Source organism: Streptomyces sp. NPDC002044, from assembly GCF_040296725.1.
Classification (GTDB): domain Bacteria; phylum Actinomycetota; class Actinomycetes; order Streptomycetales; family Streptomycetaceae; genus Streptomyces; species Streptomyces antarcticus.
The window spans coordinates 77,926-101,997 of sequence record NZ_JBEOXU010000001.1; the positions used below are offsets into that span (position 1 = coordinate 77,926).

The following is a 24,072-nucleotide window of genomic DNA, read 5'->3' on the forward strand; positions in this document are numbered from 1 at the left end:
CGAAGCCGGAGGCCGATCGGTCACTGGCGCCGTAAAGAGATGTAAAGAGATGAACGTCTTGTCGGCGGACAGCACACGGCCCGGACCCCTTCGTTCTCACTCGAACGGAGGGATCCGGGCCGTGTGGCCGGACGTTTTAGAGCTTGGTCCAGGCTTCGGTGAGCACCGAGCGCAGGATGCCTTCGATCTCGTCGAAGGTGCCCTGGTCCGCGATCAGCGGCGGGGCCAGCTGGATGACCGGGTCGCCGCGGTCGTCGGCCCGGCAGTACAGGCCGTTCTCGAAGAGCGCCTTGGAGAGGAAGCCGTAGAGCACGCGCTCCGTCTCCTCGTCCGTGAAGGACTCCTTGGTGCTCTTGTCCTTGACGAGCTCGATGCCGTAGAAGTAGCCGTTGCCGCGGACGTCGCCGACGATCGGCAGGTCGTGCAGCTTCTTCAGCGTCGAGAAGAAGGCGTCCTCGTTGTCCAGCACGTGCTGGTTGAGGCCCTCCTTGTCGAAGATGTCGAGGTTGGCCAGCGCGACCGCCGAGGAGACCGGGTGGCCGCCGAAGGTGTAGCCGTGCAGGAAGGTGTTGTCACCCTTGTAGAACGGCTCCGCGAGGCGGTCCGAGATGATGCAGGCGCCGATCGGGGAGTAGCCCGACGTCATGCCCTTGGCACAGGTGATCATGTCCGGGACGTAGTCGAACTTGTCGCAGGCGAACATGGTGCCGAGGCGGCCGAAGGCGCAGATCGTCTCGTCGGAGACGAGCAGCACGTCGTACTCGTCGCAGATCTCGCGGACCCGCTGGAAGTACCCGGGCGGCGGCGGGAAGCAGCCGCCGGCGTTCTGCACCGGCTCCAGGAAGACGGCCGCGACGGTGTCGGCGCCCTCGAAGAGGATCTCCTGCTCGATCTGGTCGGCGCACCAGCGGCCGTAGGCCTCGGGGTCGTCGCCGTAGATCGGGGCGCGGTAGATGTTGGTGTTGACCACCTTGTGCGCGCCGGGGACCAGCGGCTCGAAGGGGGCCTTCAGGGCCGGGAGGCCCGTGATGGACAGGGCGCCCTGCGGGGTGCCGTGGTAGGCGACCGCACGCGAGATGACCTTGTACTTGGTGTGCTTGCCCTGAAGCTTGAAGTACTGCTTCGCGAGCTTCCACGCGGTCTCGACGGCCTCGCCGCCACCGGTGGTGAAGAAGACCTTGTTCAGGTCGCCCGGGGCGTAGTGGGCGAGGCGCTCGGCGAGCTCCACGGCCTTGGGGTGCGCGTACGACCAGATGGGGAAGAACGCGAGTTCCTGGGCCTGCTTGTAGGCGACCTCGGCCAGTTCCTTGCGGCCGTGACCGGCGTTGACCACGAACAGTCCGGCGAGACCGTCGAGGTAGCGCTTGCCCTTGTCGTCCCAGATGTACGTGCCCTCACCGCGGACGATGGTGGGGACGGGTGCGTTCTCGTAGGACGACATGCGGGTGAAGTGCATCCACAGGTGGTCGTACGCGGTCTTGGAGAGGTCCTGGCTCACGGTTATCGGGTTCCCCACATGTAGGTCTGCTTCTTCAGCTTCAGGTAAACGAAGCTTTCGGTTGATCGCACGCCGGGGAGCGCGCGGATCTTCTTGTTGATCGTCTCGAGCAGGTGGTCGTCGTCCTCGCAGACGATCTCCACCATCAGGTCGAACGATCCCGCGGTCATCACCACGTACTCGCACTCGGCCATCGCCGCCAGGGCGTCGGCCACGGGGTCGAGGTCTCCCTCGACGTTGATCCCGACCATCGCCTGGCGCCTGAGCCCCACGGTGAGCGGGTCGGTGACGGCGACGATCTGCATGACGCCCTGGTCGAGCAGCTTCTGCACGCGCTGGCGCACAGCCGCTTCCGACAGGCCGACGGCCTTGCCGATCGCTGCGTAGGGACGGCGCCCGTCCTCCTGCAGTTGCTCGATGATCGCCAGGGACACAGCATCGACCGAAGGGGACGGTTGTCTGTTCCTGGAATCTGCGCTTCGACTGACCACGACCTCACTCTGCACGAGGAGTCGTCTGTTCCGCAAGACGGAATCGATGAAATCCGTTGTTTGACGACTCGGATCTCACCGATTTCGTAGTTCGTGGCCTACGGGCCTGTCGAAAGCCTCCGCCGAAGAGCTAGGCTTGGGATTCGTCTCAATCGTTGGACATGTGATCAGGAGTGTGGCTGTAGTGACCACCGAACTGCGTCGTCTGCGCAACTACATCGGCGGGGAGTTCAAGGACGCCGCCGACGGCCGGACCACCGAGGTGGTCAACCCCGCCACCGGCGAGGCGTACGCCACCGCCCCGCTCTCGGGCCAGGCCGACGTCGACGCGGCCATGGCCGCCGCCGCGGCCGCCTTCCCGGGCTGGCGCGACACCACCCCGTCGGAGCGGCAGAAGGCGCTGCTGAAGATCGCGGACGCCTTCGAGGCGCGCGCCGACGAGCTCGTCGCCGCCGAATCGGAGAACACCGGCAAGCCGCTGGGCCTCACGGCCAGCGAGGAGCTGCCGCCGATGGTGGACCAGATCCGCTTCTTCGCCGGCGCCGCCCGCCTGCTCGAGGGCCGCTCGGCCGGCGAGTACATGGAGGGGATGACCTCGATCGTCCGCCGCGAGCCGGTCGGCGTCTGCGCCCAGGTCGCGCCGTGGAACTACCCGATGATGATGGCCGTGTGGAAGTTCGCCCCGGCCATCGCCGCGGGCAACACCGTGGTCCTCAAGCCCTCGGACACCACCCCCGCCTCCACCGTCCTGATGGCGGAGATCATCGACTCGGTGCTGCCCAAGGGCGTGTTCAACGTCGTCTGCGGCGACCGCGAGACCGGCCGGGCCATGGTGGAGCACCGCACCCCGGCGATGGCCTCCATCACCGGTTCCGTGCGCGCGGGCATGCAGGTCGCCGAGAGCGCCTCCAAAGACGTCAAGCGCGTCCACCTGGAGCTGGGCGGCAAGGCCCCCGCGGTGGTCTTCGCGGACGCCGACCTCGCCAAGGCCGTCGAGGACATCGCGGTCGCGGGCTACTTCAACGCGGGCCAGGACTGTACGGCCGCCTGTCGCGTGCTCGTGCACGAGTCGATCCACGACGAGTTCGTGACCGCGCTGGCCAAGGCCGCCGCCGACACCAAGACGGGCCTGCCGGACGACGAGGACGTGCTGTACGGCGCGCTGAACAACCCGAACCAGCTGAAGCAGGTCGCGGGCTTCATCGAGCGCCTCCCCGCGCACGCCAAGGTCGAGGCGGGCGGCCACCAGGTCGGCGAGAAGGGCTACTTCTACGCCCCGACCGTGGTCTCCGGCCTCAAGCAGGACGACGAGATCATCCAGCACGAGGTCTTCGGCCCCGTCATCACCGTCCAGTCCTTCACCGACGAGGCGCAGGCCGTGGAGTACGCGAACGGCGTCGAGTTCGCCCTCGCCTCCTCCGTGTGGACCAAGGACCACGGCCGTGCGATGCGGATGTCCAAGAACCTCGACTTCGGCTGCGTGTGGATCAACACCCACATCCCGCTCGTCGCCGAGATGCCGCACGGCGGCTTCAAGAAGTCCGGCTACGGCAAGGACCTCTCCGCCTACGGCTTCGAGGACTACACGCGCATCAAGCACGTGATGACCTCGCTCGACGCCTGAGCGGCCGCATCGGTCACAGCACAGCGTTGATGGGGCGGGCAGTAGACACCATGTCTATTGTCCGCCCCCTCGCGTTCCCCGAGGCTGTGCCCATGCCTGAACTCGCCTTCTCCCGCCGCGCGGCGCTGCGCGGCCTCGGTGCCACGGGTCTGCTGGCCGCGGTCGCCGGCTGCGGTGTGCCCGCCGCCTACGTTCCCGAGGGCCGGCGGCAGGGTCCCGACCGGTCCGAGCCGGACCAGAGCGTGTCCTTCTCCAACTGGCCGCTCTACATCGACACCGACGAAGAGGACGAGACGCGCCGTCCGACCCTGGAGACCTTCTCGGAGCGGTCCGGCATCGAGGTCCGGTACACCGAGGAGATCAACGACAACGACGAGTTCTTCGGCAAGATCAGCCCGGCCCTCATGAACCGCCAGGAGACCGGCCACGACCTGGTCGTGGTCAGCGACTGGATGGCCGCCCGCTTCGTTCACCTGGGCTGGGCCCAGAAGATGGACCGCTCGGCCCAGCCCAACGTGGCCCGGCACCTCGACCCGCAGCTGCGTTCCCCCGCCTTCGACGACGGCCGGCTGCACACGGTCCCCTGGCAGTCGGGGATCACCGGCATCGCCTACAACCGCAAGGCCCTGGGCCGGGAGATCAAGTCCGTCAAGGATCTGTGGCGGCCCGACCTGGCGGGGAAGGTCACCCTCTTCTCCGGCCTCGACGAGTCCTTCGCCCTGCTGATGCAGGGCAACGGGGTGGACGTCACCGCCTGGACCGAGACCGACTTCCACCGGATGTGCGACCAGGTCGAGAGCATGGTCAAGAAGAGGCACATCCGCCGCTTCACCGGCAACGACTACACCTCCGACCTCAGCAAGGGCGACGTGCTCGCCTGCCAGGCCTACTCCGGCGACGCCATCCAGCTCCAGGCCGACAACCCCGACATCGAGTTCGTGGTCCCCGAGGAGGGGGCCGAACTGTGGGCGGAGAGCCTGCTCGTCCCCAACCTGGCCCGGCACAAGGCGAACGCCGAGGCCCTGATCGACTACTACTACTCCCCGGAGGTGGCCGCGGAGCTGGCCGCCTCCGTCAACTACGTCTGCCCGGTCCCGGCCGCCCGCGAGGTCCTGGCCGCCTCGGACGACGAGGAGACCGCCGCACTGGCCGAGAACCCGCTGATCTTCCCCGACGACGAGATGCGGGGGCGCCTCGTCGTCGCCCGGGACATCTCCTCCGTCGAGCGCCGGTCCCTCGCCAAGCGCTGGAACGCGATCGTCGGGCTCTGACGGGGGAGCGGGCCCGCGCCGAGAAGAACTGAACATGTTCAGAGATTGTGCTGAACGTGTTCAGAAAAGTGGGTAGGGTTCCTTCCATGAGCGAGAGAAGCGCCCTTCAACGGCGTATCCGTGCCTGGCTGGTCCTGTTCCTCGTCTGCCTCGTCATCAGCGGGCTCACCGCGTTCCCCCTGGTCAGCGAGGTCCGCCTCGGCAACTCCCTGGTGGACAACGCGTGGCTGCGAAGGGTGGGCGACGGACTGGACCGGGCCGACGCCGAGTACCCCTTCCTGCTCTACGGCAACGACTGGCTCGCCTTCGCCCACCTCGTCATCGCCGTCTTCTTCTACGGGGTCTACCGCGACCCCGTCCGCAACATCTGGATCGTCGAAGCCGGCATGATCGCCTGTGCCGGAGTCGTCCCGCTGGCCCTGATCTGCGGCCCGATCCGCGGGATCCCCTTCGGGTGGTCGCTCATCGACATCTCCTTCGGCGTCTTCGGGGTGATCCCGCTGCTGGTCCTGCGCCGCACGATCAGGCGGCTGGAAGCCGTACCGGCCACCTGACGCGGCGGTTGCCCGGCGAACGCCGTCACCACGATGCCGAGGGCCACCGGGGACCCGCGGGCAGCGGGCGCCCGACGGGCCGGCGCTTCACCGGCCGAACCCGGCGCGCACCTCCGCCAGCGCGTCCAGCCGGTTCGTGGTCACCGAGTCCACCCCGGCGGCGACGAGGGAGCGCATCGTCCGCTTCGTGTCCGCCGTCCAGGCCGAGACGAGCAGCCCGTCCCGGTGGAGCGCGTCGCACAGCTCCCGGCTCACCAGCCCGAAGCGGTAGTTGAGCCAGCGCGGGCGCACCGCGTCCGTCAGCACCCGCCGCGGCGGCGACAGCGTGGTCCAGGTCAGCGCGATCTCCGCGCCCGGATCGGCGGCGCGGACCGCCAGCATGCTGCGGGGCCCCGCGCAGTAGTACGTCCGGTCCCGCGCCCCGCACGCGCGGACCAGGTCCACGACGGTGCGCACCGCCGCCGTGGACGCGCCGGGCAGGTCGATCATCACCCGGCCCGCGCCCGCCGCCATCAGCGCCTCGCGCAGGGTCGGGATCCCGCCCCCCGCCAGCTCCTTGAGCTGCGGGGCCGTGACGGCGTCGAGCCGCACGTCGTGGCCCCACAGCCGCTGGAGCGTCTCGTCGTGGAGCAGGACCGGCACCCCGTCGCGGGTCAGCCGTACGTCGATCTCGACCGCGTCCGCCCCGCGGGCGAAGGCGGAGCGGATCGACGGAAGGGTGTTCTCACGGACACGGTAGGGATCGCCGCGGTGGCCGACGGCAGTCAGGGTGCGCATGGCCCCATTCTCAGGGGGACTTCAGGGCGCGAGCCACCCGTCGGTGTACGTGTCGATCTCCGCGGTGAGCCTCGCCTTCCCGGCCGGGTCCAGGAAGGAGACCTCGACGGCGTTCTTCGCGAGCCGCGCGAGACCGCGCTCGTCGAGGCCGAGGAGGCGGGCGGCCACCGCGTACTCGTTATTGAGGTCGGACCCGAACATCGGCGGGTCGTCGCTGTTGATGGTGACGAGCACGCCCGCCGCGACCATCTCCTTGACCGGGTGGAGGTCGAGGTCGGTCACGGCGCGGGTGGCGATGTTGGACGTCGGGCAGACCTCCAGCGCGATCCGGTGCTCGGCGAGGTAGGCGAGGAGCTCCGGGTCCCGGGCGGCGCTGGTGCCGTGCCCGATGCGCTCGGCGCCCAGTTCGCGGATGGCGTCCCAGACGGTCTCCGGGCCGGTGGTCTCGCCGGCGTGCGGGACGCTGTGCAGGCCGGCGGCGCGCGCCCGGTCGAAGTACGGCTTGAACTGCGGGCGCGGGACGCCGATCTCGGGGCCGCCGAGGCCGAAGGAGACCAGGCCCTCGGGGCGCAGGTCGACGGCGAGGCGGGTGGTCTCGGCTGCGGCCTCCAGGCCGGCTTCGCCGGGGATGTCGAAGCACCAGCGCAGGATGACGCCGAGCTCGGTCTCGGCCGCCCTGCGGGCGTCCTCGATGGCCTCCATGAACGCCTTCTCCTCGATGCCGCGGCGCGTGGAGGAGTACGGGGTGATGGTCAGCTCGGCGTAGCGGATGTTCTGCCGGGCCATGTCACGGGCGACCTCGAAGGTGAGGGTCCGTACGTCGTCGGGGGTGCGGACCAGGTCGACGACCGACAGGTACACCTCGATGAAGTGCGCGAAGTCGGTGAACGTGAAGTAGTCGGCGAGGGCCTCGGGGTCGGTGGGGACCTTCGAGTCGGGGTGCCGGGACGCGAGCTCCGCCACGATGCGCGGGGATGCCGAGCCGACGTGGTGGACGTGGAGTTCCGCCTTGGGCAGCCCCGCGATGAAGGGGTGCAGGTCGGTCATGAGGGTGCCTCCGGTGGGACGCGGGTGCGGGCAGTTCGGCGTTCATCGTAGGCAGCCCGGTGACTGTCGGTGGCAGCGCATAGCATGGATGCACGAGAGGGGGGTGCCGTATGACCGGGAACAGCCAGGATCCGAGGGGCCCGTGGGCGCCGCCCGAGCGGCCGGCGGTCGACCTGGGCAAGACGCAGGACCCGCCCGCGGGAGCGGCCGGTCCGGCAGGCGCGCCGGGGGTGACGGGTGAGCCGGGTGAGCCGGGTGTGCGGCGGCCGCCGTCCGGGTATGACCATCCGACGCTCGCCGGGACCCCGGGTGACGCCCCGCCCACCGCCGACACCGTGATATCCGGGCCGGGGGCGTCCGGGCAGCCCGTGTACGGCTATCCCGCGCAGCCCGGCCAGGGGACGCACGGATACGGCCACCCCGCCGCGCCGGGCTACGGGTACCCGGGGGACGCGGGATACCCCGGCCCCGCGTTCCACTCCGGCTCCGCCGGATACCCGCCGTTCGGGCCGTCGCCGTACGGGCGGCCGCCGAGCAACGGGTTCGGCATCACCGCCCTGGTCCTCGGCATCGCGGCCGTCCTCCTCGGGCTGTTCGGGTGCTTCGTGGCCTTCGTGGGCCTGCCGCTCGGCATCGCCGCCGTCGTCTTCGGCGTCCTGGGCCGCGGCAAGGCCCTCCGGGGCGAGGCGGACAACGGCGGGATGGCCCTGGCCGGCGTCATCACGGGCGCGGTGGGCATCGTCGTGGCCGCCGTGGTCACGGCGCTGTTCTTCGGGGTCCTCGCCGGGATACCGGACGGCGGTGGTGGCGACGACGGCCCGTACTCGGACCTCCCGGTCTCCGAGCGGGTCTGACCGGCGGGGCGCCGCCCCTGGGGGTGCCCCGCCGGTGCGGCCGCTCCTCAGGGCAGCCAGGGCCAGTCGGCGTCCCGGCCGCCCTCGATCAGGGACACCATGCGGAAGGCCGCGTCGGTGAGACCGCCGAAGGTGTACCGGCCGTCCGCACCGGAGGGCGCGTGGCCCACCCGGTAGCCGGCCAGGTTCCAGGTGTACACCGGCACCCCGGCCGGCACCTCGGCCGTCGGGTCGCCCCCGTACCGGTAGGAGACCGCCTGCTCGTCGGTGACGATCAGGACCCGGTCGTGTCCCCGGTAGTGCTCCTTCACGGCCTGCGCCGTGTTGGTGCCGCCGAGGTCGCCGAACCGCTCCAGGACCTTCAGCACGGACTCGCCGCGGGCGTACGCGACGACCTGGCTGGAGGTGCCGAACTGCACCAGGTCCGCCTCGGCGGCCCGAAGCGCCAGCGCCGCCCCGAACACGGCCGCCGCGTCCGCCCGGTTGAGCCGGGAGCGCTCCGACAGCGCGGACCACATCGACCCCGAGCGGTCGACGAGGACCAGCGTCCGGCCGGGCAGGGCCGGGACGTTGGCCAGCGAGTGCCCGAGCGCCCGCTCCAGCGGGTAGGCCCAGCGCAGCGAGGGGGCGTGCCGGTAGGCGGCCAGGTAGCGGAAGGGGAACTGCCGGGAGCGGGCGACGGCCTCCGGCCCGGAGATCCTCTCCGCGACCCCGGCGGCCACCGCGTCCGAGACCCCGGCCTCGTCGAAGTTGCGCAGGTTGCGCAGCAGGGCCATCGGGCCCATGGACGGGATGACCGCCTCCCAGGCGGCCGCGTCCATCGGCCCCTGCAGCCAGCCGGCCAGGGCCTCCCACGTCATGCCGGCCGCGGCGAGCCGGTCCGCGCCGTCGGGACCGGTGACCACGGCGCGCCGTTCGGCGACCGGCAGCTCCATCAGCGCCCGGTGGGCGACGAGGGTGCGGCTGCCGTCGGGGACCTGTGCGTCCTGCGGGTGGTGGCGCCGGTCGAGGGCGTGCCGGAACAGCTCGCCCTGCCACGGCTTGGCCGGGTCGGGCGCGGCGTGCACCACGTTGAGGACGTCGCCGAAGCGGTAGCCCCGGGAGGCGGTGTCGTACTTCAGGAGCGAGGCGGGGGAGTAGAGCCGGCGGACGGCGCCGGCGATGCCGCGCTTGACGGGCTTGGGCACGTTCCTGCCGTACGCCGACGTCCAGTAGGCCAGCAGTTCGCCGGGCTCGTCCGCGCGCCGCAGGACGGAGTCGACGACCTGACGGTTCGACGGCCCGCCGGTGGCGCCCGCGTCGAGCCGCGCGCGGACGTACTCGGCGGCGCCGACGAGCGAGGCGGTCCGCATGTTCGCGTCACCGCGGAGCCAGCCCAGCAGGCCCGCGGTCCACTGCGGGTCCTCGACCGCGAGCCGGCGCACGAGCGCGGCGAAGCGGTCGTCACGCTCCTCGCCGCTCTCGTAGAAGGTCTTCTGCGCCACGAAGTTGGCGACCGCGAGCAGGAACAGCTCGGAGCGCGGATCCCGCTCGTGGCCGGGAGCGCCCTCGTGGGTGCGGGCGCGGCGGCCGGTGGAGCGGACGGGCGAGGCGGGCGAAGCGGCCGAGGCGGTCGCGGCGGGCGAAGCGGTCGGTGCGGTCGAGTCGGTGGAGGCGGGAGCCGCCTTGGACCGGCGCAGGTTGAATCGAGCCATGTGAATCCCCCCGGATCCAGCAGAGAAGTACGGGGGAGGCGCGACGCGGGGATGCCCGAGGTCAAGGTCGGAGACGGCGTTGCCAATTGCTCTGCCGACTGAGCTACCGGCCGAAGCCGGGCGGGACTCGAACCCGCGACCGATCGATCCGAAGGAGCCGTCGCCTGCGCACCGGGCATCCCCCCGCGCGGCCTCCCGAGATCGAAGCGGCGGCGGCCTGGTTTCTTGGAAGGAAGGAGCCGCAGCCTGCGCACCGGGAGGTGCGTGAGACAGGTGTCCAGAGATCAAGAGCGGCGACACCACGTGGTGCTCTACCGACTGAGCTACACCGGCCCGAAGCCGGTGACGGGACTCGAACCCGCGGCCGCCCCATTAGCAGTGGAAGTAGGTCTCGCCTGCGCACCTGGACGAGCATCACGGTAGGCGCCGGGCGGCGGCGTCCGCCAGGCAATTAACGCGGGCCGGGGACCGGGGGCGCCGTCGTACCCCTCAGACCCGCGCGGACCGCGGCGGCCTCCGCGCCGCCATGATCGCGCCCCCGTCCCCGACGGTCACCGCGGCGACCCGGCGGCGGACGCTCACGCCGCGGTCCGCCGCAGCCGCTCCCGCGCCTCCATCAGCGCGAAGCCCAGCAGGTTCAGGCCGCGCCAGCGGGCCGGGTCCAGGGCGCGGTCGTCGTCGGCCGCCAGCCCGATGCCCCAGATCCGGTCCATCGGGCTCGCCTCCACCAGCACCCGGTTCCCGGTGGACAGGAGGTAGGAGCGCAGTGCCGGATCGGCGCCGAACTTGTGCACGCTGCCCTCCACCACGAGGGCGAACCGCTCCCGCTCCCACGTCGCGTCGTCGAAGCCCCGCACGAGCCGGCCGGCCTTCTTCGCCTCGGCGGGGGTCTGCGCCCCCAGGACGGCCCGTTCCGCTTCCGGGTCCTCGAACAGGCGGGCCTTCCCGGCCATCATCCAGTGCTCAGCCGTGGCGTACCGGACGTCACCCACAGTGAACTCGGAGGGCCACCACTGGCTCAGACAGCTGGCTCCGAGCGTCCCGTCGGGGCGCGGGCGGTGCCCCCAGAACGGCAGGAACTTCACCCGTTCACCGCTGCTGACCTGCTTGATCAGTTCATCGATCATCTCCATGCACGCGAGTCTGACAGTCGCCACTGACACTTCGTACGGGATTTCGGGCGTGCCTCGACACATGGTCGACCGATTTCGTCGCGTAATCAAAAGGCAACAACGGAATCACTTGGCCGGGGGCACCACCTCTGCCAGGATCGGCACTCAATTCGAGCTGTAGCTCGAACTGTAGCTACGGAGAGCGTGAGAGCGTGATGGGCAACCGCTTCCAGGTCAAGGACCGCTTCGCGGACGGCACGCAGTACATCGACGGACAGCTCAGGTCCGGTACCTCGGGCCGGTCACACACCGTGGTCGATCCGGCCACCGGTGACGAGGTCCTCACCTACGAACTCGCGAGCACGGCGGACGTCGACGCGGCCGTCGCCGCCGCCAAGAGGGCCTTCCCGGCCTGGTCCGGCGCCACCCCCGGCGAGCGTTCGGACGCGCTGCACCGGCTGGCCGCCGTGCTCGCCGAGCGGGCGGAGGACTTCGCGTACGCCGAGTCCCTGCAGTGCGGCAAGCCGGTCAAGCTGTCGACCGAGTTCGACGTGCCGGGCACCATCGACAACACCGCCTTCTTCGCGGGGGCCGCGCGCCACCTCCAGGGACAGGCGGCCGCCGAGTACTCCGGCGACCACACCTCCTACGTACGCCGCGAGGCCATCGGGGTGGTCGGCTCCATCGCGCCCTGGAACTATCCGCTCCAGATGGCCGCCTGGAAGATCCTCCCGGCCATCGCCGCGGGCAACACCATCGTCCTCAAGCCCGCCGAGCTGACCCCGCTGACCTCGCTGATGTTCGCCCAGGCCGCCAAGGAAGCGGGCCTGCCCGACGGAGTGGTCAACATCGTCACCGGCGCCGGGCGCGACGCCGGCGAGCACCTGGTCGGGCACCCGGACGTGGTCATGACCTCCTTCACCGGCTCCACCGCCGTCGGCAAGCGGGTCGCCGAGATCGCCACCGCCACCGTCAAGCGGCTGCACCTGGAGCTCGGCGGCAAGGCCCCCTTCCTCGTGTTCGACGACGCCGACCTGGAGGCCGCCGCGCACGGCGCGGTCGCCGCCTCCCTGATCAACACGGGCCAGGACTGCACGGCCGCCACCCGCGCCTACGTCCAGCGCCCCCTCCACGACGCCTTCGTCGCCCGGGTCGCGGAGCTGATGGAGACCGTGCGCCTCGGCGACCCCTTCGCGGCCACCACCGACCTCGGTCCGCTCGTCTCGCACGCCCAGCGCGACCGCGTCGCCGGCTTCGTCGAGCGCGCCCGGTCCTACGCCACCGTCGTCACCGGCGGCGAGGCCCCGGGCGGCGCGCTCGCCGCGGGCGCCTACTACCGGCCCACCCTCATCTCCGGCGCCGCCCAGGACAGCGAGGTCGTCCAGTCCGAGATCTTCGGCCCGGTCCTGGTCGTCCTGCCCTTCGACACCGACGACGAGGGCATCGCGCTGGCCAACGACACCCCGTACGGACTCGCCGCCTCCGCCTGGAGCCGCGACGTCTACCGGGCGAACCGCGCCACCCGCGAGCTCAAGGCGGGCTGCGTCTGGGTCAACGACCACATCCCGATCATCAGCGAGATGCCCCACGGCGGCTACAAGGCGAGTGGCTTCGGAAAGGACATGAGCGCCTACTCCTTCGAGGAGTACACGCAGGTCAAGCACGTGATGTACGACAACACCGCGGTCGCCGCGAAGGACTGGCACCGCACGATCTTCGGGGACCGATAGAAGCCAGCCGCCGGACCAGCGGCGACGTACCCATCCCGAAAGGGCAACGCGCATGGAGCAGTTCGAGCCCGACCGCCTCTCGGCGGCGCAACTCGCCGCGATGCGGCGCAGCCTTGACAGCGGCCGGGGCGCCCTCACCCGTCGCTCGCTGCTGCGCGCGTCCGGAGTCGGAGCGCTCACCCTCGGGGGCCTGTCCGCCCTCGCGGGCTGCGGCATCCCGCCCGCCAAGCGGGAGGGCGCCGCGGCGGCGGCCTCCGACGACCGCTCGGACCGGGAGAAGGAGATCGTCTTCTCCAACTGGACCGAGTACATGGACACCAGTGAGGACGAGAAGTCGCGTCCCACCCTGGAGGAGTTCACCAAGCGGACCGGGATCAAGGTCAAGTACACCGAGGACATCAACGACAACGTCGAGTTCTTCGGGAAGATCCGCCCGCAGCTCGCGGCCGGCCAGGACACCGGCCGCGACCTGATCGTCGTCACCGACTGGCTCGCGGCCCGCATGATCCGCCTCGGCTGGGCGCAGAAGCTGGACGCCTCCCGCCTCCCGCACGCCTTCGCCCACCTCTCCCCGCAGTTCCGCAGCCCCGACTGGGACCCGGGGCGCGCGTACAGCTACCCCTGGACCGGCATCTCCACCGTCATCGCCTACAACTCCAAGGCGACCGGCGGAAGGACGGTCGACTCCGTCACCCAGCTCCTCGACGACCCCACCCTCAAGGGGCGGGTCGGTTTCCTCACCGAGATGCGCGACAGCGTCGGCATGACCCTGCTCGACCAGGGCAAGGACCCGTCGAACTTCACCACCGCCGACTACGACGGGGCGATCGGCCGGCTCCAGAAGGGCGTGGACAAGAACCAGATCCGCCGCTTCACGGGCAACGACTACACCGCCGACCTCGACAAGGGCGACCTCGCCGCCTGCCTCGCCTGGGCGGGCGACGTCATCCAGCTCCAGGCCGGCAATCCGGACATCAAGTACGCGATCCCGGCCGCCGGCTACATCACCTCCAGCGACAACCTCCTCGTCCCCGCGAAGGCCGGCCACAAGGCCAACGCGGAGCAGCTCATCGACTACTACTACGAGCTCCCGGTCGCCGCGCAGCTCGCGGCCTACATCAGCTACGTCTGCCCGGTCGAGGGGGTCAAGGACGAGCTCGCCAAGATCGACCCCGAGCTCGCGGAGAACACCCTGATCGTCCCGGACAAGGCCATGACCGCCAAGTCCCACGCCTTCCGCTCCCTCACCAGTGAGGAAGAGACGGCGTACGAAGAGAAGTTCGCCAAGCTCATCGGCGCCTAGCGCCCGGCGCCCGGTGCCAGGCACCGCGCACCCGGCGCCGGCCCCGAACCCCGGAGGACCGGGGCGCCGCCACCGGACGAGCCCGGTGGCGGCGCATCCCGGCCGGCTCCGCCGAGCCCCCGACATCTTCCGCACCCAACCCCGGGACCCACCCATGACTGACAAGACCGCGGGCGGCGACGTCCGCCTCGCCGGGATCAGCAAGCACTACGGCACCTTCACCGCCGTGCACCCGCTGGACCTCACCATCCCCCAGGGCTCCTTCTTCGCCCTGCTCGGCGCCTCGGGCTGCGGGAAGACCACCACCCTGCGCATGATCGCCGGCCTGGAGGAGCCCTCCACCGGCACGGTCCACCTCGGCGACCGCGAGGTCACCGACCTGCCGCCGTACAAGCGCCCGGTCAACACGGTCTTCCAGAGCTACGCCCTCTTCCCGCACCTGAACATCTACGAGAACGTCGCGTTCGGGCTGCGCCGCCGCGGCATCAAGTCGGTCAAGAAGCAGGTCGACGACATGCTGGAGCTGGTCCAGCTCGGCCAGTTCGCCCAGCGCAAGCCGCACCAGCTCTCCGGCGGCCAGCAGCAGCGCGTCGCGGTGGCCCGCGCCCTGATCAACCACCCCCAGGTGCTCCTCCTCGACGAGCCGCTCGGCGCCCTCGACCTCAAGCTGCGCCGCCAGATGCAGCTGGAGCTCAAGCGCATCCAGACCGAGGTCGGCATCACCTTCGTGCACGTCACGCACGACCAGGAGGAGGCCATGACCATGGCCGACACGGTCGCCGTGATGAACGGCGGCCGCGTCGAGCAGCTGGGCGCCCCCGCCGACCTGTACGAGAACCCCGGCACCACCTTCGTCGCGAACTTCCTCGGCACCTCCAACCTCATCGAGGCCGCGGTGGAGTCCGCCGGCTCCGAGGTCGTGGTCTGCGCCCCGGGCGCGACGCTCCGGCTGCCCGCGGCCCGATGTTCGACCACGCCCTCCGCGGGCGGCAAGCTGCTCGTCGGCGTGCGCCCGGAGAAGATCACCCTGGTCCACGCCGACGAGGAGCACACCATCGCGGCCGGCCGCAACAAGGTGCCCGGCCGCATAGCCGCCTCCTCCTTCATCGGCGTCTCCACCCAGTACGTCATCGACAGCCCGGTCTGCCCCGGGCTGGAGGTGTACGCGCAGAACGTCGAGCGGGACGCCCGCCTGGTCCCGGGCGCCGAGGTGATCCTGCACTGGAACCCGGAGCACACCTTCGGCCTCGACGCCGCCCAGGCCATCGACGCGGGCATCGAGACGGTGGAGGAGGGCGCGTGACCGTCACCGCGGCGCCGCCCCAGGCGCCCGCCGAAGCCGAGCCGCCGGTCCACAAGGCGTCGCTGCGCAAGCGGCTGATCCCGTACTGGCTGCTGCTCCCCGGCATCCTGTGGCTGCTCGTGTTCTTCGTGCTCCCGATGGTCTACCAGCTCTCCACCTCGGTGCAGACCGGCTCCCTCGAAGAGGGCTTCCAGGTCACCTGGCACTTCCAGACCTACTGGGACGCCTTCACCGAGTACTACCCGCAGTTCCTGCGCTCCCTGCTCTACGCGGGCACCGCCACCGTGCTGTGCCTGATGCTCGGCTACCCGCTGGCCTACCTGATCGCCTTCAAGGCCGGCCGCTGGCGCAACCTGCTGCTGGTGCTGGTCATCGCCCCGTTCTTCACCAGCTTCCTGATCCGCACCCTGGCCTGGAAGACGATCCTCGCCGACGGCGGCCCGGTGGTCGGCGTCCTCAACGACATCGGCTTCCTCGACGTCACCAGCTGGCTCGGCATGACCCAGGGCGACCGGGTGCTGGCCACGCCGCTCGCGGTGGTCTGCGGCCTCACGTACAACTTCCTCCCCTTCATGATCCTGCCGCTGTACTCCTCGCTGGAGCGCATCGACACCCGCCTCCACGAGGCGGCCGGGGACCTGTACGCCCGCCCCGCCACGGTCTTCCGGAAGGTCACCTTCCCGCTGTCCATGCCGGGCGTGGTCTCGGGGACCCTGCTCACCTTCATCCCGGCGAGCGGCGACTACGTCAACGCCGAGCTGCTCGGCTCCACGGACACCCGGATGATCGGCAACGTCATCCAGTCGCAGTACCTGCGGATCCTCGACTACCCGACGGCGGCAGCGCTGTCCTTCATCCTCATGGCCATCGTGCTGATCGTGGTCACCGTCTACATCCGCCGAGCGGGAACGGAGGACCTGGTCTGATGCGCACACCCCTCACGTGGCTCCGGCGCAATCTGGTCGTCATCGCGGGCCTCGCCACGCTCGCCTACATGATCCTGCCGAACGTCGTCGTCACCGTCTTCTCCTTCAACAACCCCACCGGACGGTTCAACTACGCCTGGCAGGAGTTCTCCCTCGACGCCTGGAAGGACCCCTGCGGGGTCGCCGACCTGTGCGGCTCGCTCTCGCTGTCGCTCCAGATCGCCCTGTGGTCCACGCTGGCCGCCACCGCGCTCGGCACCGCCATAGCCTTCGCGATGGTCCGCTACCGGTTCCGGGGGCGCGGCGCGGTGAACTCGCTGATCTTCCTCCCGATGGCCATGCCCGAGATCGTGATGGCGGCCTCGCTGCTCGCGCTCTTCCTCAACATGGGCATCCAGCTGGGCTTCTGGACGATCCTCATCGCCCACATCATGTTCTGCCTCAGCTTCGTCGTCGCCGCCGTCAAGGCGCGTGTGCTGTCGATGGACCCCCGGCTGGAAGAGGCCGCCCGCGACCTCTACGCGGGGCCGGTGCAGACCTTCGTACGGGTCACCCTGCCGATCGCCGCCCCCGGCATCGCGGCGGGCGCACTGCTCTCGTTCGCACTCTCGTTCGATGACTTCATCATCACCAACTTCAACTCGGGCAACACCGTCACCTTCCCCATGTTCGTGTGGGGATCGGCCCAGCGCGGTACGCCTGTACAGATCAACGTCATCGGCACGGCGATGTTCGTCATCGCGGTGCTGGTGGTCCTCGCCGGCCAGATGGTCGGCAACCGCCGCAAGAAGGCACAGCCCAAGTAAGTCACCCGTAGGGAGTTGGAAGACATGGCCCCAGACGCCATGCGCACCGCTGCACGATCCCTTTCCGCCGCACGACCGGTCTCGTACTGGCTGGACGACCCCGGCAAGCCCGCCCCGCAGCCCGCCCTCACCGGCGACGAGCACTGCGACCTGCTCGTCATCGGCGCCGGCTACAGCGGCCTGTGGACCGCGCTGCTCGCCAAGGAGCGCGACCCCGCCCGGGACGTCGTTTTGATCGAGGGCCACGAGGCGGGCTGGGCCGCCTCGGGGCGCAACGGCGGATTCTGCGCCGCCTCCCTCACGCACGGCCTGGCCAACGGGCTGGCCCGCTGGCCGGACGAGCTGGCGCGGCTGGAGGAACTGGGCGCCCGCAACCTCGACGCCATCGAGGAGGCCGTCGCCCGCTACGGCATCGACTGCGACTTCGAGCGCAGCGGCGAGATCGACGTCGCCACCGAGCCGCACCAGGTCGAGGAACTGCGCGAACTGCACGCGGAGGCGGAACGCCTCGGCCTCGCCGGCGGCTCCCAGTGGCTGGATCGCGACGCCCTGCGCGCCGAAGTCGACTCCCCGACCTTCCTCGGCGGCGTCTGGGACCGCGACGGCGTCGCGATGCTCAACCCGGCGAAGCTGGCCTGGGGCCTCAAGCGGGCCTGCCTGGGCCTCGGGGTGCGGATCTACGAGCACACCCGCGGCCTGGACCTGGCCGCCTCCGGGGCCGGGATGGCCGTACGCACCCCGTACGGGCGGGTCTTCGCGCGCCGGGTGGCGCTCGGCACCAACATCTTCCCCTCGCTGGTCAAGCGGATCCGGCCGCTCACCGTCCCGGTCTACGACTACGCGCTGATGACCGAGCCGCTGACCGAGGCCCAGCTCGACTCGGTCGGCTGGAAGAACGGCCAGGGCCTGGGCGACAGCGCCAACCAGTTCCACTACTTCCGGATCACCCCCGAGCGCCGCATCCTGTGGGGCGGCTACGACGCGATCTACCCCTACGGCGGCCGGCTCGACGCGGAGCACGACCACCGCCCCGAGACGTACCTCAAGCTGGCGGAGCACTTCTTCACCTGCTTCCCCCAGCTGGAGGGGGTCAATTTCAGCCATGCCTGGGGCGGGGCGATCGACACCTGCTCGCGCTTCTCGGCCTTCTTCGGCACCGCGCACGCGGGCAAGGTCGCGTACGCCGCGGGCTACACCGGGCTCGGCGTCGGAGCCACCCGCTTCGGCGCCGACGTGATGCTCGACCTGCTCGCGGGGGAGCGGACCGAACGCACGGAGCTGGAGATGGTCCGCTCCAAGCCGATGCCGTTCCCGCCGGAGCCGCTCGCCTGGACCGGTATCAGCCTCACCAAGTGGTCGCTGGCCCGCGCCGACAGCAACGGCGGGCACCGGAACCTGTGGCTCAAGGCGCTGGACCGGGTCGGCCTCGGATTCGACAGCTGATCATTTGGTCGCCGGTCGGTCAGCCGGCCAGCCGGCCAGCCGGCCAGCCGGCCAGCCGGCCAGCCGGCCAGCCGGCCAGCCGGCCGGTCGGCCGGTCTGCTGATCCGTTGATCGGCTGATCGCGGTGCGCGCGCCCCGGCGTGCCCCGCCCCGCACGCCCGCTCACCGTGTGACCTGTTTCACTACCACGGAGTAACGAAACCCGCGTCATACCCGCGCCCGGCCCCGCTCTCTCCCGGTGAGAACCCTTCACCAGACGGAACGGAGGCCGGGCGATGACGATCCCGGGGGCCAAGACGGCAGTGGAATGGCTGGTATCGGCGGCGTCGGACCCCGAGACCTGCCGATGGGAGTGGGAGCGCAGTCCCCTCGGGGCGGCGCTCCTGCCCGCCGGCCGGCGGTGGGACGTGCTGATCCTGCCCGCGGAGCTCGGGCGGGCCACCCTCGACGTGCTCGGACTCCTCGTGGAGCGGCCAGGCCCCGTGCTCGCCGACTTCGGCGCCGCCCGGCGCAGTGGTACGGCGATGCCGCGGCTGGGCTTCTTCGTGCCCCCGGGGACGGCGTCCCGGTGGATCGGCACCGGCGTACGGGGAGCGGGGCGCGGGACCTGGATCGTGGTCCCGTACCCCGGCCGGGCGGCGGGCGGGGTGCGCTGGCTGGTGCTCCCGGACGGCCGGGGGACCCTCACGGACCCTGCCGTACTGGAGCTGGCGATGCACGAGGCCGCGGCGAGCGTCGCCCGTGGCGCCGCCGACGAGGAGAAGGCGGGGCGCAAAAGTTGACAGGGGCATTGACAAGGCCATTGGTCTGGACCATCTTGGGCGCCGCTGACCCCCTCCATCCCCCCATGCCCCGGAGGCAGTTGTGCGCAGAGCCACGTCCATCCTTACGGCCGCCGCCCTGGCGGTGGCCGGCTTCCTCGCCGCGGGCCCGCCGGCCGCGGCGGCGGACGCCGACCTCGTCCGCAACGGCGGCTTCGAGTCCGGCCTCGACGGCTGGAGCTGCTCCGGCGGCAGCGGAACCGCCGTCACCACCCCCGTCCACGGCGGGAGTTCCGCCCTCAAGGCCACCCCGGCGGGCCAGGACAACGCCCGCTGCGCCCAGACCGTCGCCGTCAAGCCCGACTCCACGTACACGCTCGGAGCCTGGGTGCAGGGCGCGTACGTCTACCTCGGCGTGAGCGGCACCGGCACCACCGACGTGTCCACCTGGACCCAGAGCCCGGGCGCGTGGAAGCAGTTGGCGACCAGCTTCCGCACCGGCCCGTCGACGACCTCCGTGACGGTCTACACCCACGGCTGGTACGGCCAGCCGGCCCACCTCACCGACGACTTCACGGTGGTCGGCCCCGACCCCGGCGGCACCGGTCCCGAGGAGCCCCGGCCCCCGGCCGCCCCCACGGGCCTGACGGCGTCGGCGACCTCCTCCGACTCGGTGTCGCTCTCCTGGTCGGCGGCCGCCGGGGCCACTTCGTACAAGGTCTACCGGGACGGCGCCGCGCCCCTGACCGTGACCGCCGCCTCGGCCGTGGTGACCGGCCTCGCCGCGTCCACCGCGTACACCTTCCGGGTCGGCGCCGTGAACGCGGCGGGCGAGTCCGCGAAGAGCGCCCCCGTCTCGGCGACCACGACGGGCGGCGGCAACCCGGGCAACCCCGGGCTGCCCGCGCACGCCCTGGTCGGCTACCTGCACTCCAGCTTCGCCAACGGCTCCGGCTACGTCCGGATGGCCGACGTCCCCGCCTCCTGGGACGTCATCAACCTCGCCTTCGGCGAGCCGACGTCCGTGACCTCGGGCGACATCCGCTTCCAGCTCTGCCCGGTCGCCGAGTGCCCGAACGTCGAGTCCCCGGCCGAGTTCAAAGCGGCGATCAAGGCCAAGCAGGCCGCGGGCAAGAAGGTCCTGATCTCCATCGGCGGCCAGAACGGCCAGGTCCAGCTGGCCACCACCGCCGCCCGCGACGCCTTCGTCACCTCCGTCGGCAAGATCATCGACGAGTACGGGCTCAACGGCCTCGACATCGACTTCGAGGGCCACTCCCTCTCCCTGGCGACGGGCGACACCGACTTCCGCGCCCCGACCACCCCCGTCATCGTCAACCTGATCTCCGCCGTAAAGACCCTCAAGGCCCGGTACGGTCCGGACTTCATCCTGACCATGGCCCCCGAGACCTTCTTCGTCCAGCTCGGCTACCAGTACTACGGCTCCGGCCCCTGGGGCGGACAGGACCCCCGCGCCGGCGCCTACCTCCCGGTCATCCACGCCCTGCGCGACGACCTGACCCTGCTCCACGTCCAGGACTACAACTCGGGCTCGATCATGGGCCTCGACAACCAGTACCACTCCATGGGCGGCGCGGACTTCCACATCGCCATGACCGACATGCTCCTGACCGGCTTCCCGGTCGCGGGCAACACCGCCCGCGTCTTCCCCGCACTGCGCCCGGAGCAGGTGGCCATCGGCCTCCCCGCGACGACCAACGCGGGCAACGGCCACACCTCGCCCGCCGAGGTGAACAAGGCGCTGGACTGCCTGACGAAGAAGACGAACTGCGGCAGCTACCAGACCCACGGCACCTGGCCCGCCCTGCGCGGCCTGATGACCTGGTCGATCAACTGGGACCGGTTCGGCGGCTGGGAGTTCAGCCGGAACTTCGACGCGTACTTCGGCGGCTAGTCGCGTCGTCGAAGTCCCCTCCGGCCGAGGGGACTTCGACGGCCCGCTCCGGCGCTGCGGCGGCGCGCGCTACGACGAAGGCGCCCACCGCGGCGGCGCGCGCTACGACGACAGCCGGCCCGGAGCCGCCTGAACGTACCGGCGGGCCGTGCCGACGAAGCCGTCGATCAGCTCGCGGCTCGCGTCCCGCCGGGCGTCGAGGCCGGCGCGGTCCCGCGCCCGGTTGATCGCGCCGACCGTGGTGAAGGCCTCGACCGCGGCGGCGGTGAGATCGGGCTCGTCGGCGATCAGCTGGAGCTGGAACAGGGCGTGCTGCGCGCTGGAGCGCAGCTCGAACGAGCGCTTGCGCAGGGCGGTTTCGTCCTCGGCGTCGCGGCCCTCGTGCACGCAGAACCAGTGGTGCAGCGCGGCCTGGCGGAACTCGACGAGCAGCCCGGCGTACGTGCCGTACACGTCCAGCCGTTCCTGGCGCAGCTGGGCTTCGAGGGCGCTCCGCTCCATGCGCCGCGCGGACCGCTGCTGGAAGACGTGCGTCACCGTCGAGCCGAGCAGGGTGCCGAGGACCGCGATGACGCTCGTGACTATGGCGTTCATGGGACCTCATGCAACCAGATCCCGCGCCGCGGACCGCGGGCCGGCGGCGCGGTCCGGAGCGGGAACGCCCGCTAGATCCAGCGGCCTTGGCGACCGCCGTCCGGACCGGCAGTGGCCATCCGGCGCACCACCAGCAGCAACGGGGTGCACAGCAGGAGGCTCGCCAGGACGTCCAGCGGCCAGTGCCAGCCCCGCAGGACCAGCCCGGCGGCGGTCGCCCCCGTGAGCACCAGGGCCGCGGCCGCCGGCCAGGGGCGGCGGGTGTACGGGCGTACGAGCAGGGCGGCGCCGGCGTACGCGACGAACGCGGTCGCGGTGTGGCCCGAGGGGTAGTACCCGGCGGCCCAGGGCTCCAGGGGGCCCGGCCGGGCGGTCCACAGCTTGAGCGGGACGACCAGCGCCGGTACGAGGGCCATCGCCAGGCCGGCCGCGAGGGCGGCGCGCCGCCGGCCGCGCCAGGCGGCGTACGCCATGGCCAGGGCGAGGACGGGGACGGCGACCGGGATGTTGCCGAGGTCCGAGAGGCGTTCGGTGACGGAGTCCGGGACCGTGCGCACCAGTGCGCGGCTCAGCGCGCGGTCGGGCGCCAGCAGCGGGCCGGAGACCAGCACCTGCCAGGTGGCGAGGGAGAAGAGCAGGCCGCAGAGCGCGGCGAGGAGGAGGGTGGCCGGCCGTCCCGGAACAGGGGGGATGGTTCCGGGACGGCCGGCCGGACCGGGTTGCCGCACGCCCCGGGGGGTTTGGGGCGAACGGCTGTCCGATCGGTGAGGAGTGTGCGCGAACGCATGCCCAGTGCGGCGCTGGGGAAGCCCGGTACTGGTGTCGCCCCCGGTTTCCCGGGAGCGGGGTGTCTCACTCATCTGCAGAAACCGTACGGCAGAGAAAGGGGGGCCGACAGCAGGAACGCGTTCCCGCCATCGGCCCCCCACACCTTCTTCACAGCGCCCGACCGTTACCGGCGGTAGCGCTCGAGTGGAGCGCGCGGCCGTTCGACCCTTCGGTCAGATGCCCGCGAACGCGGCCTCGATGATGTCCAGGCCCTCGTTGAGCAGGTCCTCGCCGATGACGATCGGCGGCAGGAAACGGAGCACGTTGCCGTAGGTGCCGCAGGTGAGGACGAGCACGCCCTCGGCGTGGCAGGCCTTGGCGAGCGCGCCGGCCGCCTCCGGGAAGGGGGTCTTGGAGACCGGGTCCTTGACGAGCTCGATCGCGATCATGGCGCCGCGGCCGCGGATGTCGCCGATGATGTCGTACTTCTCCTGCATGGCCGTCAGGCGGGTCTTCATGAGGGACTCGATCTTCTTCGCCGCGGCGTTGAGGTCGAGCTCCTTCATGGTCTCGATGGAGCCGAGCGCACCGGCGCACGCCACCGGGTTGCCGCCGTACGTACCGCCGAGGCCGCCGCCGTGGACGGAGTCCATCATCTCGGCGCGGCCGGTCACGGCGGCGAGCGGCAGACCGCCCGCGATGCCCTTGGCGGTGGTGATCAGGTCGGGGACGATGCCCTCGTCCTCGCACGCGAACCACTGGCCGGTGCGGCAGAAGCCGGACTGGATCTCGTCGGCGACGAAGACGATGCCGTTGTCGTTGGCGAACTTCACCAGCGCCGGCAGGAAGCCCTTGGCCGGCTCGATGAAGCCGCCTTCGCCGAGGACCGGCTCGATGATGATCGCGGCGACGTTGTCGGCGCCGATCTGCTTGGAGATCTGGTCGATGGCCTGGGCGGCGGCCTCGGGGCCGCAGTTCTCGGCGCCGGTGGGCCAGCGGTAGCCGTAGGCGACCGGGACGCGGTAGACCTCGGGGGCGAACGGGCCGAAGCCCTGCTTGTACGGCATGTTCTTCGAGGTCAGGGCCATCGTGAGGTTCGTGCGGCCGTGGTAGCCGTGGTCGAAGACGACGACGGCCTGGCGCTTGGTGTACGAACGGGCGATCTTGACGGCGTTCTCGACGGCCTCGGCGCCGGAGTTGAACAGGGCCGACTTCTTGGCGTGGTCACCCGGGGTGAGCTCGGCGAGGGACTCACAGACCTCCACGTAGCCCTCGTACGGGGTGACCATGAAACAGGTGTGCGTGAAGTCCGCGAGCTGAGCGGAGGCGCGGCGCACGACGGCCTCGGCGGAGGCGCCGACGGAGGTCACGGCGATGCCGGAACCGAAGTCGATCAGGCGGTTGCCGTCGACGTCCTCGATGATGCCGCCGCCCGCGCGGGCCGTGAAGACGGGGAGCACGGAGCCCACGCCGCCGGCGACCGTCGACAGACGGCGGGCCTGCAGCTCCTGCGACTTGGGGCCGGGGATCGCGGTGACGATGCGGCGCTCCTGCGGGACAGCGGTCATAGGGGGCTCCTGGGGGTGTTTTCGGACGCACGT

At 71.0% G+C, this 24,072-nt stretch carries 21 protein-coding genes; 12 read left to right on the forward strand and 9 right to left on the reverse strand.

The genetic code is table 11. From position 1 onward, the window contains the following. Window positions 1-136: 136 nt before the first annotated feature. Both ABT106_RS00415 and ABT106_RS00420 read right to left on the reverse strand, forming a co-directional pair. On the reverse strand, window positions 137-1,516 hold the full coding sequence (locus ABT106_RS00415; protein WP_267717557.1) for an aspartate aminotransferase family protein: 1,380 nt from the start codon (window positions 1,514-1,516) through the stop codon (window positions 137-139). Next, window positions 1,501-2,004: an Lrp/AsnC family transcriptional regulator gene (locus ABT106_RS00420; protein WP_351270098.1), complete on the reverse strand. Its 504-nt coding sequence runs from the start codon at window positions 2,002-2,004 to the stop codon at window positions 1,501-1,503. The genes ABT106_RS00415 and ABT106_RS00420 overlap by 16 nt, the downstream gene beginning before the upstream one ends. A gap of 169 nt (window positions 2,005-2,173) precedes the next feature. Here ABT106_RS00420 and ABT106_RS00425 point away from each other — a divergent pair, with 169 nt between their 5' ends. From ABT106_RS00425 to ABT106_RS00435, 3 genes are all read left to right on the forward strand, one after another. Further along, a complete protein-coding gene (locus tag ABT106_RS00425) occupies window positions 2,174-3,613 on the forward strand; it encodes a gamma-aminobutyraldehyde dehydrogenase (RefSeq protein WP_351270100.1) in 1,440 nt (479 codons plus the stop codon). Between the two features lie 92 nt (window positions 3,614-3,705). After that, window positions 3,706-4,884, forward strand: a complete 1,179-nt coding sequence (locus ABT106_RS00430) for an ABC transporter substrate-binding protein (RefSeq protein WP_351270103.1) — start codon at window positions 3,706-3,708, stop codon at window positions 4,882-4,884. Window positions 4,885-4,970: 86 nt separating this feature from the next. Then, window positions 4,971-5,438 (forward strand): hypothetical protein, encoded by a 468-nt coding sequence (locus ABT106_RS00435; protein WP_351270105.1) that lies wholly within the window; start codon window positions 4,971-4,973, stop codon window positions 5,436-5,438. A gap of 87 nt (window positions 5,439-5,525) precedes the next feature. On the opposite strand, the gene ABT106_RS00440 is transcribed toward ABT106_RS00435, so the two are convergent. After that, entirely contained in the window at window positions 5,526-6,215 is a 690-nt protein-coding gene (locus ABT106_RS00440) for a glycerophosphodiester phosphodiesterase (RefSeq protein ID WP_351270108.1), read from the reverse strand. Window positions 6,216-6,236: 21 nt separating this feature from the next. Beyond that, the gene (locus tag ABT106_RS00445; protein WP_351270111.1) at window positions 6,237-7,262 is read right to left on the reverse strand and encodes an adenosine deaminase; all 1,026 of its coding nucleotides are present in this window, start codon (window positions 7,260-7,262) and stop codon (window positions 6,237-6,239) included. 110 nt (window positions 7,263-7,372) lie between these two features. Here ABT106_RS00445 and ABT106_RS00450 point away from each other — a divergent pair, with 110 nt between their 5' ends. Further along, a complete protein-coding gene (locus ABT106_RS00450; protein WP_351270113.1) occupies window positions 7,373-8,116 on the forward strand; it encodes a DUF4190 domain-containing protein in 744 nt (247 codons plus the stop codon). A 47-nt stretch (window positions 8,117-8,163) separates the two neighbouring features. Here the strand turns inward: ABT106_RS00450 and ABT106_RS00455 are convergent, their stop codons facing one another. Beyond that, window positions 8,164-9,810 carry a TROVE domain-containing protein gene (locus ABT106_RS00455; RefSeq protein WP_351270116.1) on the reverse strand — a complete coding sequence of 549 codons (1,647 nt, stop codon included), beginning with the start codon at window positions 9,808-9,810 and terminating at the stop codon, window positions 8,164-8,166. Between the two features lie 578 nt (window positions 9,811-10,388). Then, window positions 10,389-10,943 carry a riboflavin biosynthesis intermediates N-glycosidase gene (ybiA, locus tag ABT106_RS00460; protein WP_351270118.1) on the reverse strand — a complete coding sequence of 185 codons (555 nt, stop codon included), beginning with the start codon at window positions 10,941-10,943 and terminating at the stop codon, window positions 10,389-10,391. Window positions 10,944-11,137: 194 nt separating this feature from the next. Here ybiA and ABT106_RS00465 point away from each other — a divergent pair, with 194 nt between their 5' ends. The 8 genes from ABT106_RS00465 (at window position 11,138) to ABT106_RS00500 (ending at window position 21,109) form a co-directional block, all read left to right on the forward strand. Continuing rightward, window positions 11,138-12,652 carry a gamma-aminobutyraldehyde dehydrogenase gene (locus ABT106_RS00465; protein WP_351270264.1) on the forward strand — a complete coding sequence of 505 codons (1,515 nt, stop codon included), beginning with the start codon at window positions 11,138-11,140 and terminating at the stop codon, window positions 12,650-12,652. 52 nt (window positions 12,653-12,704) lie between these two features. Next, window positions 12,705-13,955, forward strand: coding sequence for a polyamine ABC transporter substrate-binding protein (locus ABT106_RS00470; RefSeq protein ID WP_351270121.1), 1,251 nt, complete (start codon window positions 12,705-12,707; stop codon window positions 13,953-13,955). A gap of 154 nt (window positions 13,956-14,109) precedes the next feature. After that, window positions 14,110-15,258 carry an ABC transporter ATP-binding protein gene (locus tag ABT106_RS00475; protein ID WP_351270124.1) on the forward strand — a complete coding sequence of 383 codons (1,149 nt, stop codon included), beginning with the start codon at window positions 14,110-14,112 and terminating at the stop codon, window positions 15,256-15,258. Continuing rightward, on the forward strand, window positions 15,255-16,184 hold the full coding sequence (locus ABT106_RS00480) for an ABC transporter permease (protein WP_351270126.1): 930 nt from the start codon (window positions 15,255-15,257) through the stop codon (window positions 16,182-16,184). The genes ABT106_RS00475 and ABT106_RS00480 overlap by 4 nt, the downstream gene beginning before the upstream one ends. Further along, complete coding sequence (locus ABT106_RS00485; RefSeq protein WP_351270129.1) at window positions 16,184-16,990, forward strand: ABC transporter permease; 807 nt, start codon at window positions 16,184-16,186, stop codon at window positions 16,988-16,990. The genes ABT106_RS00480 and ABT106_RS00485 overlap by 1 nt, the downstream gene beginning before the upstream one ends. A gap of 24 nt (window positions 16,991-17,014) precedes the next feature. Further along, window positions 17,015-18,433, forward strand: a complete 1,419-nt coding sequence (locus ABT106_RS00490; protein WP_351270131.1) for an NAD(P)/FAD-dependent oxidoreductase — start codon at window positions 17,015-17,017, stop codon at window positions 18,431-18,433. Window positions 18,434-18,708: 275 nt separating this feature from the next. Beyond that, window positions 18,709-19,215 (forward strand): hypothetical protein, encoded by a 507-nt coding sequence (locus ABT106_RS00495; RefSeq protein WP_351270134.1) that lies wholly within the window; start codon window positions 18,709-18,711, stop codon window positions 19,213-19,215. 100 nt (window positions 19,216-19,315) lie between these two features. Next, window positions 19,316-21,109 carry a chitinase gene (locus tag ABT106_RS00500; RefSeq protein WP_502979130.1) on the forward strand — a complete coding sequence of 598 codons (1,794 nt, stop codon included), beginning with the start codon at window positions 19,316-19,318 and terminating at the stop codon, window positions 21,107-21,109. Between the two features lie 102 nt (window positions 21,110-21,211). On the opposite strand, the gene kilB is transcribed toward ABT106_RS00500, so the two are convergent. The 3 genes from kilB to gabT form a co-directional block, all read right to left on the reverse strand. After that, window positions 21,212-21,703 (reverse strand): plasmid transfer protein KilB, encoded by a 492-nt coding sequence (kilB, locus tag ABT106_RS00505; protein WP_351270138.1) that lies wholly within the window; start codon window positions 21,701-21,703, stop codon window positions 21,212-21,214. Window positions 21,704-21,774: 71 nt separating this feature from the next. Next, complete coding sequence (locus ABT106_RS00510; protein ID WP_351270140.1) at window positions 21,775-22,563, reverse strand: phosphatase PAP2 family protein; 789 nt, start codon at window positions 22,561-22,563, stop codon at window positions 21,775-21,777. Window positions 22,564-22,704: 141 nt separating this feature from the next. After that, window positions 22,705-24,039, reverse strand: a complete 1,335-nt coding sequence (gene gabT, locus ABT106_RS00515; protein WP_351270142.1) for a 4-aminobutyrate--2-oxoglutarate transaminase — start codon at window positions 24,037-24,039, stop codon at window positions 22,705-22,707. Window positions 24,040-24,072 lie beyond the last annotated feature (33 nt).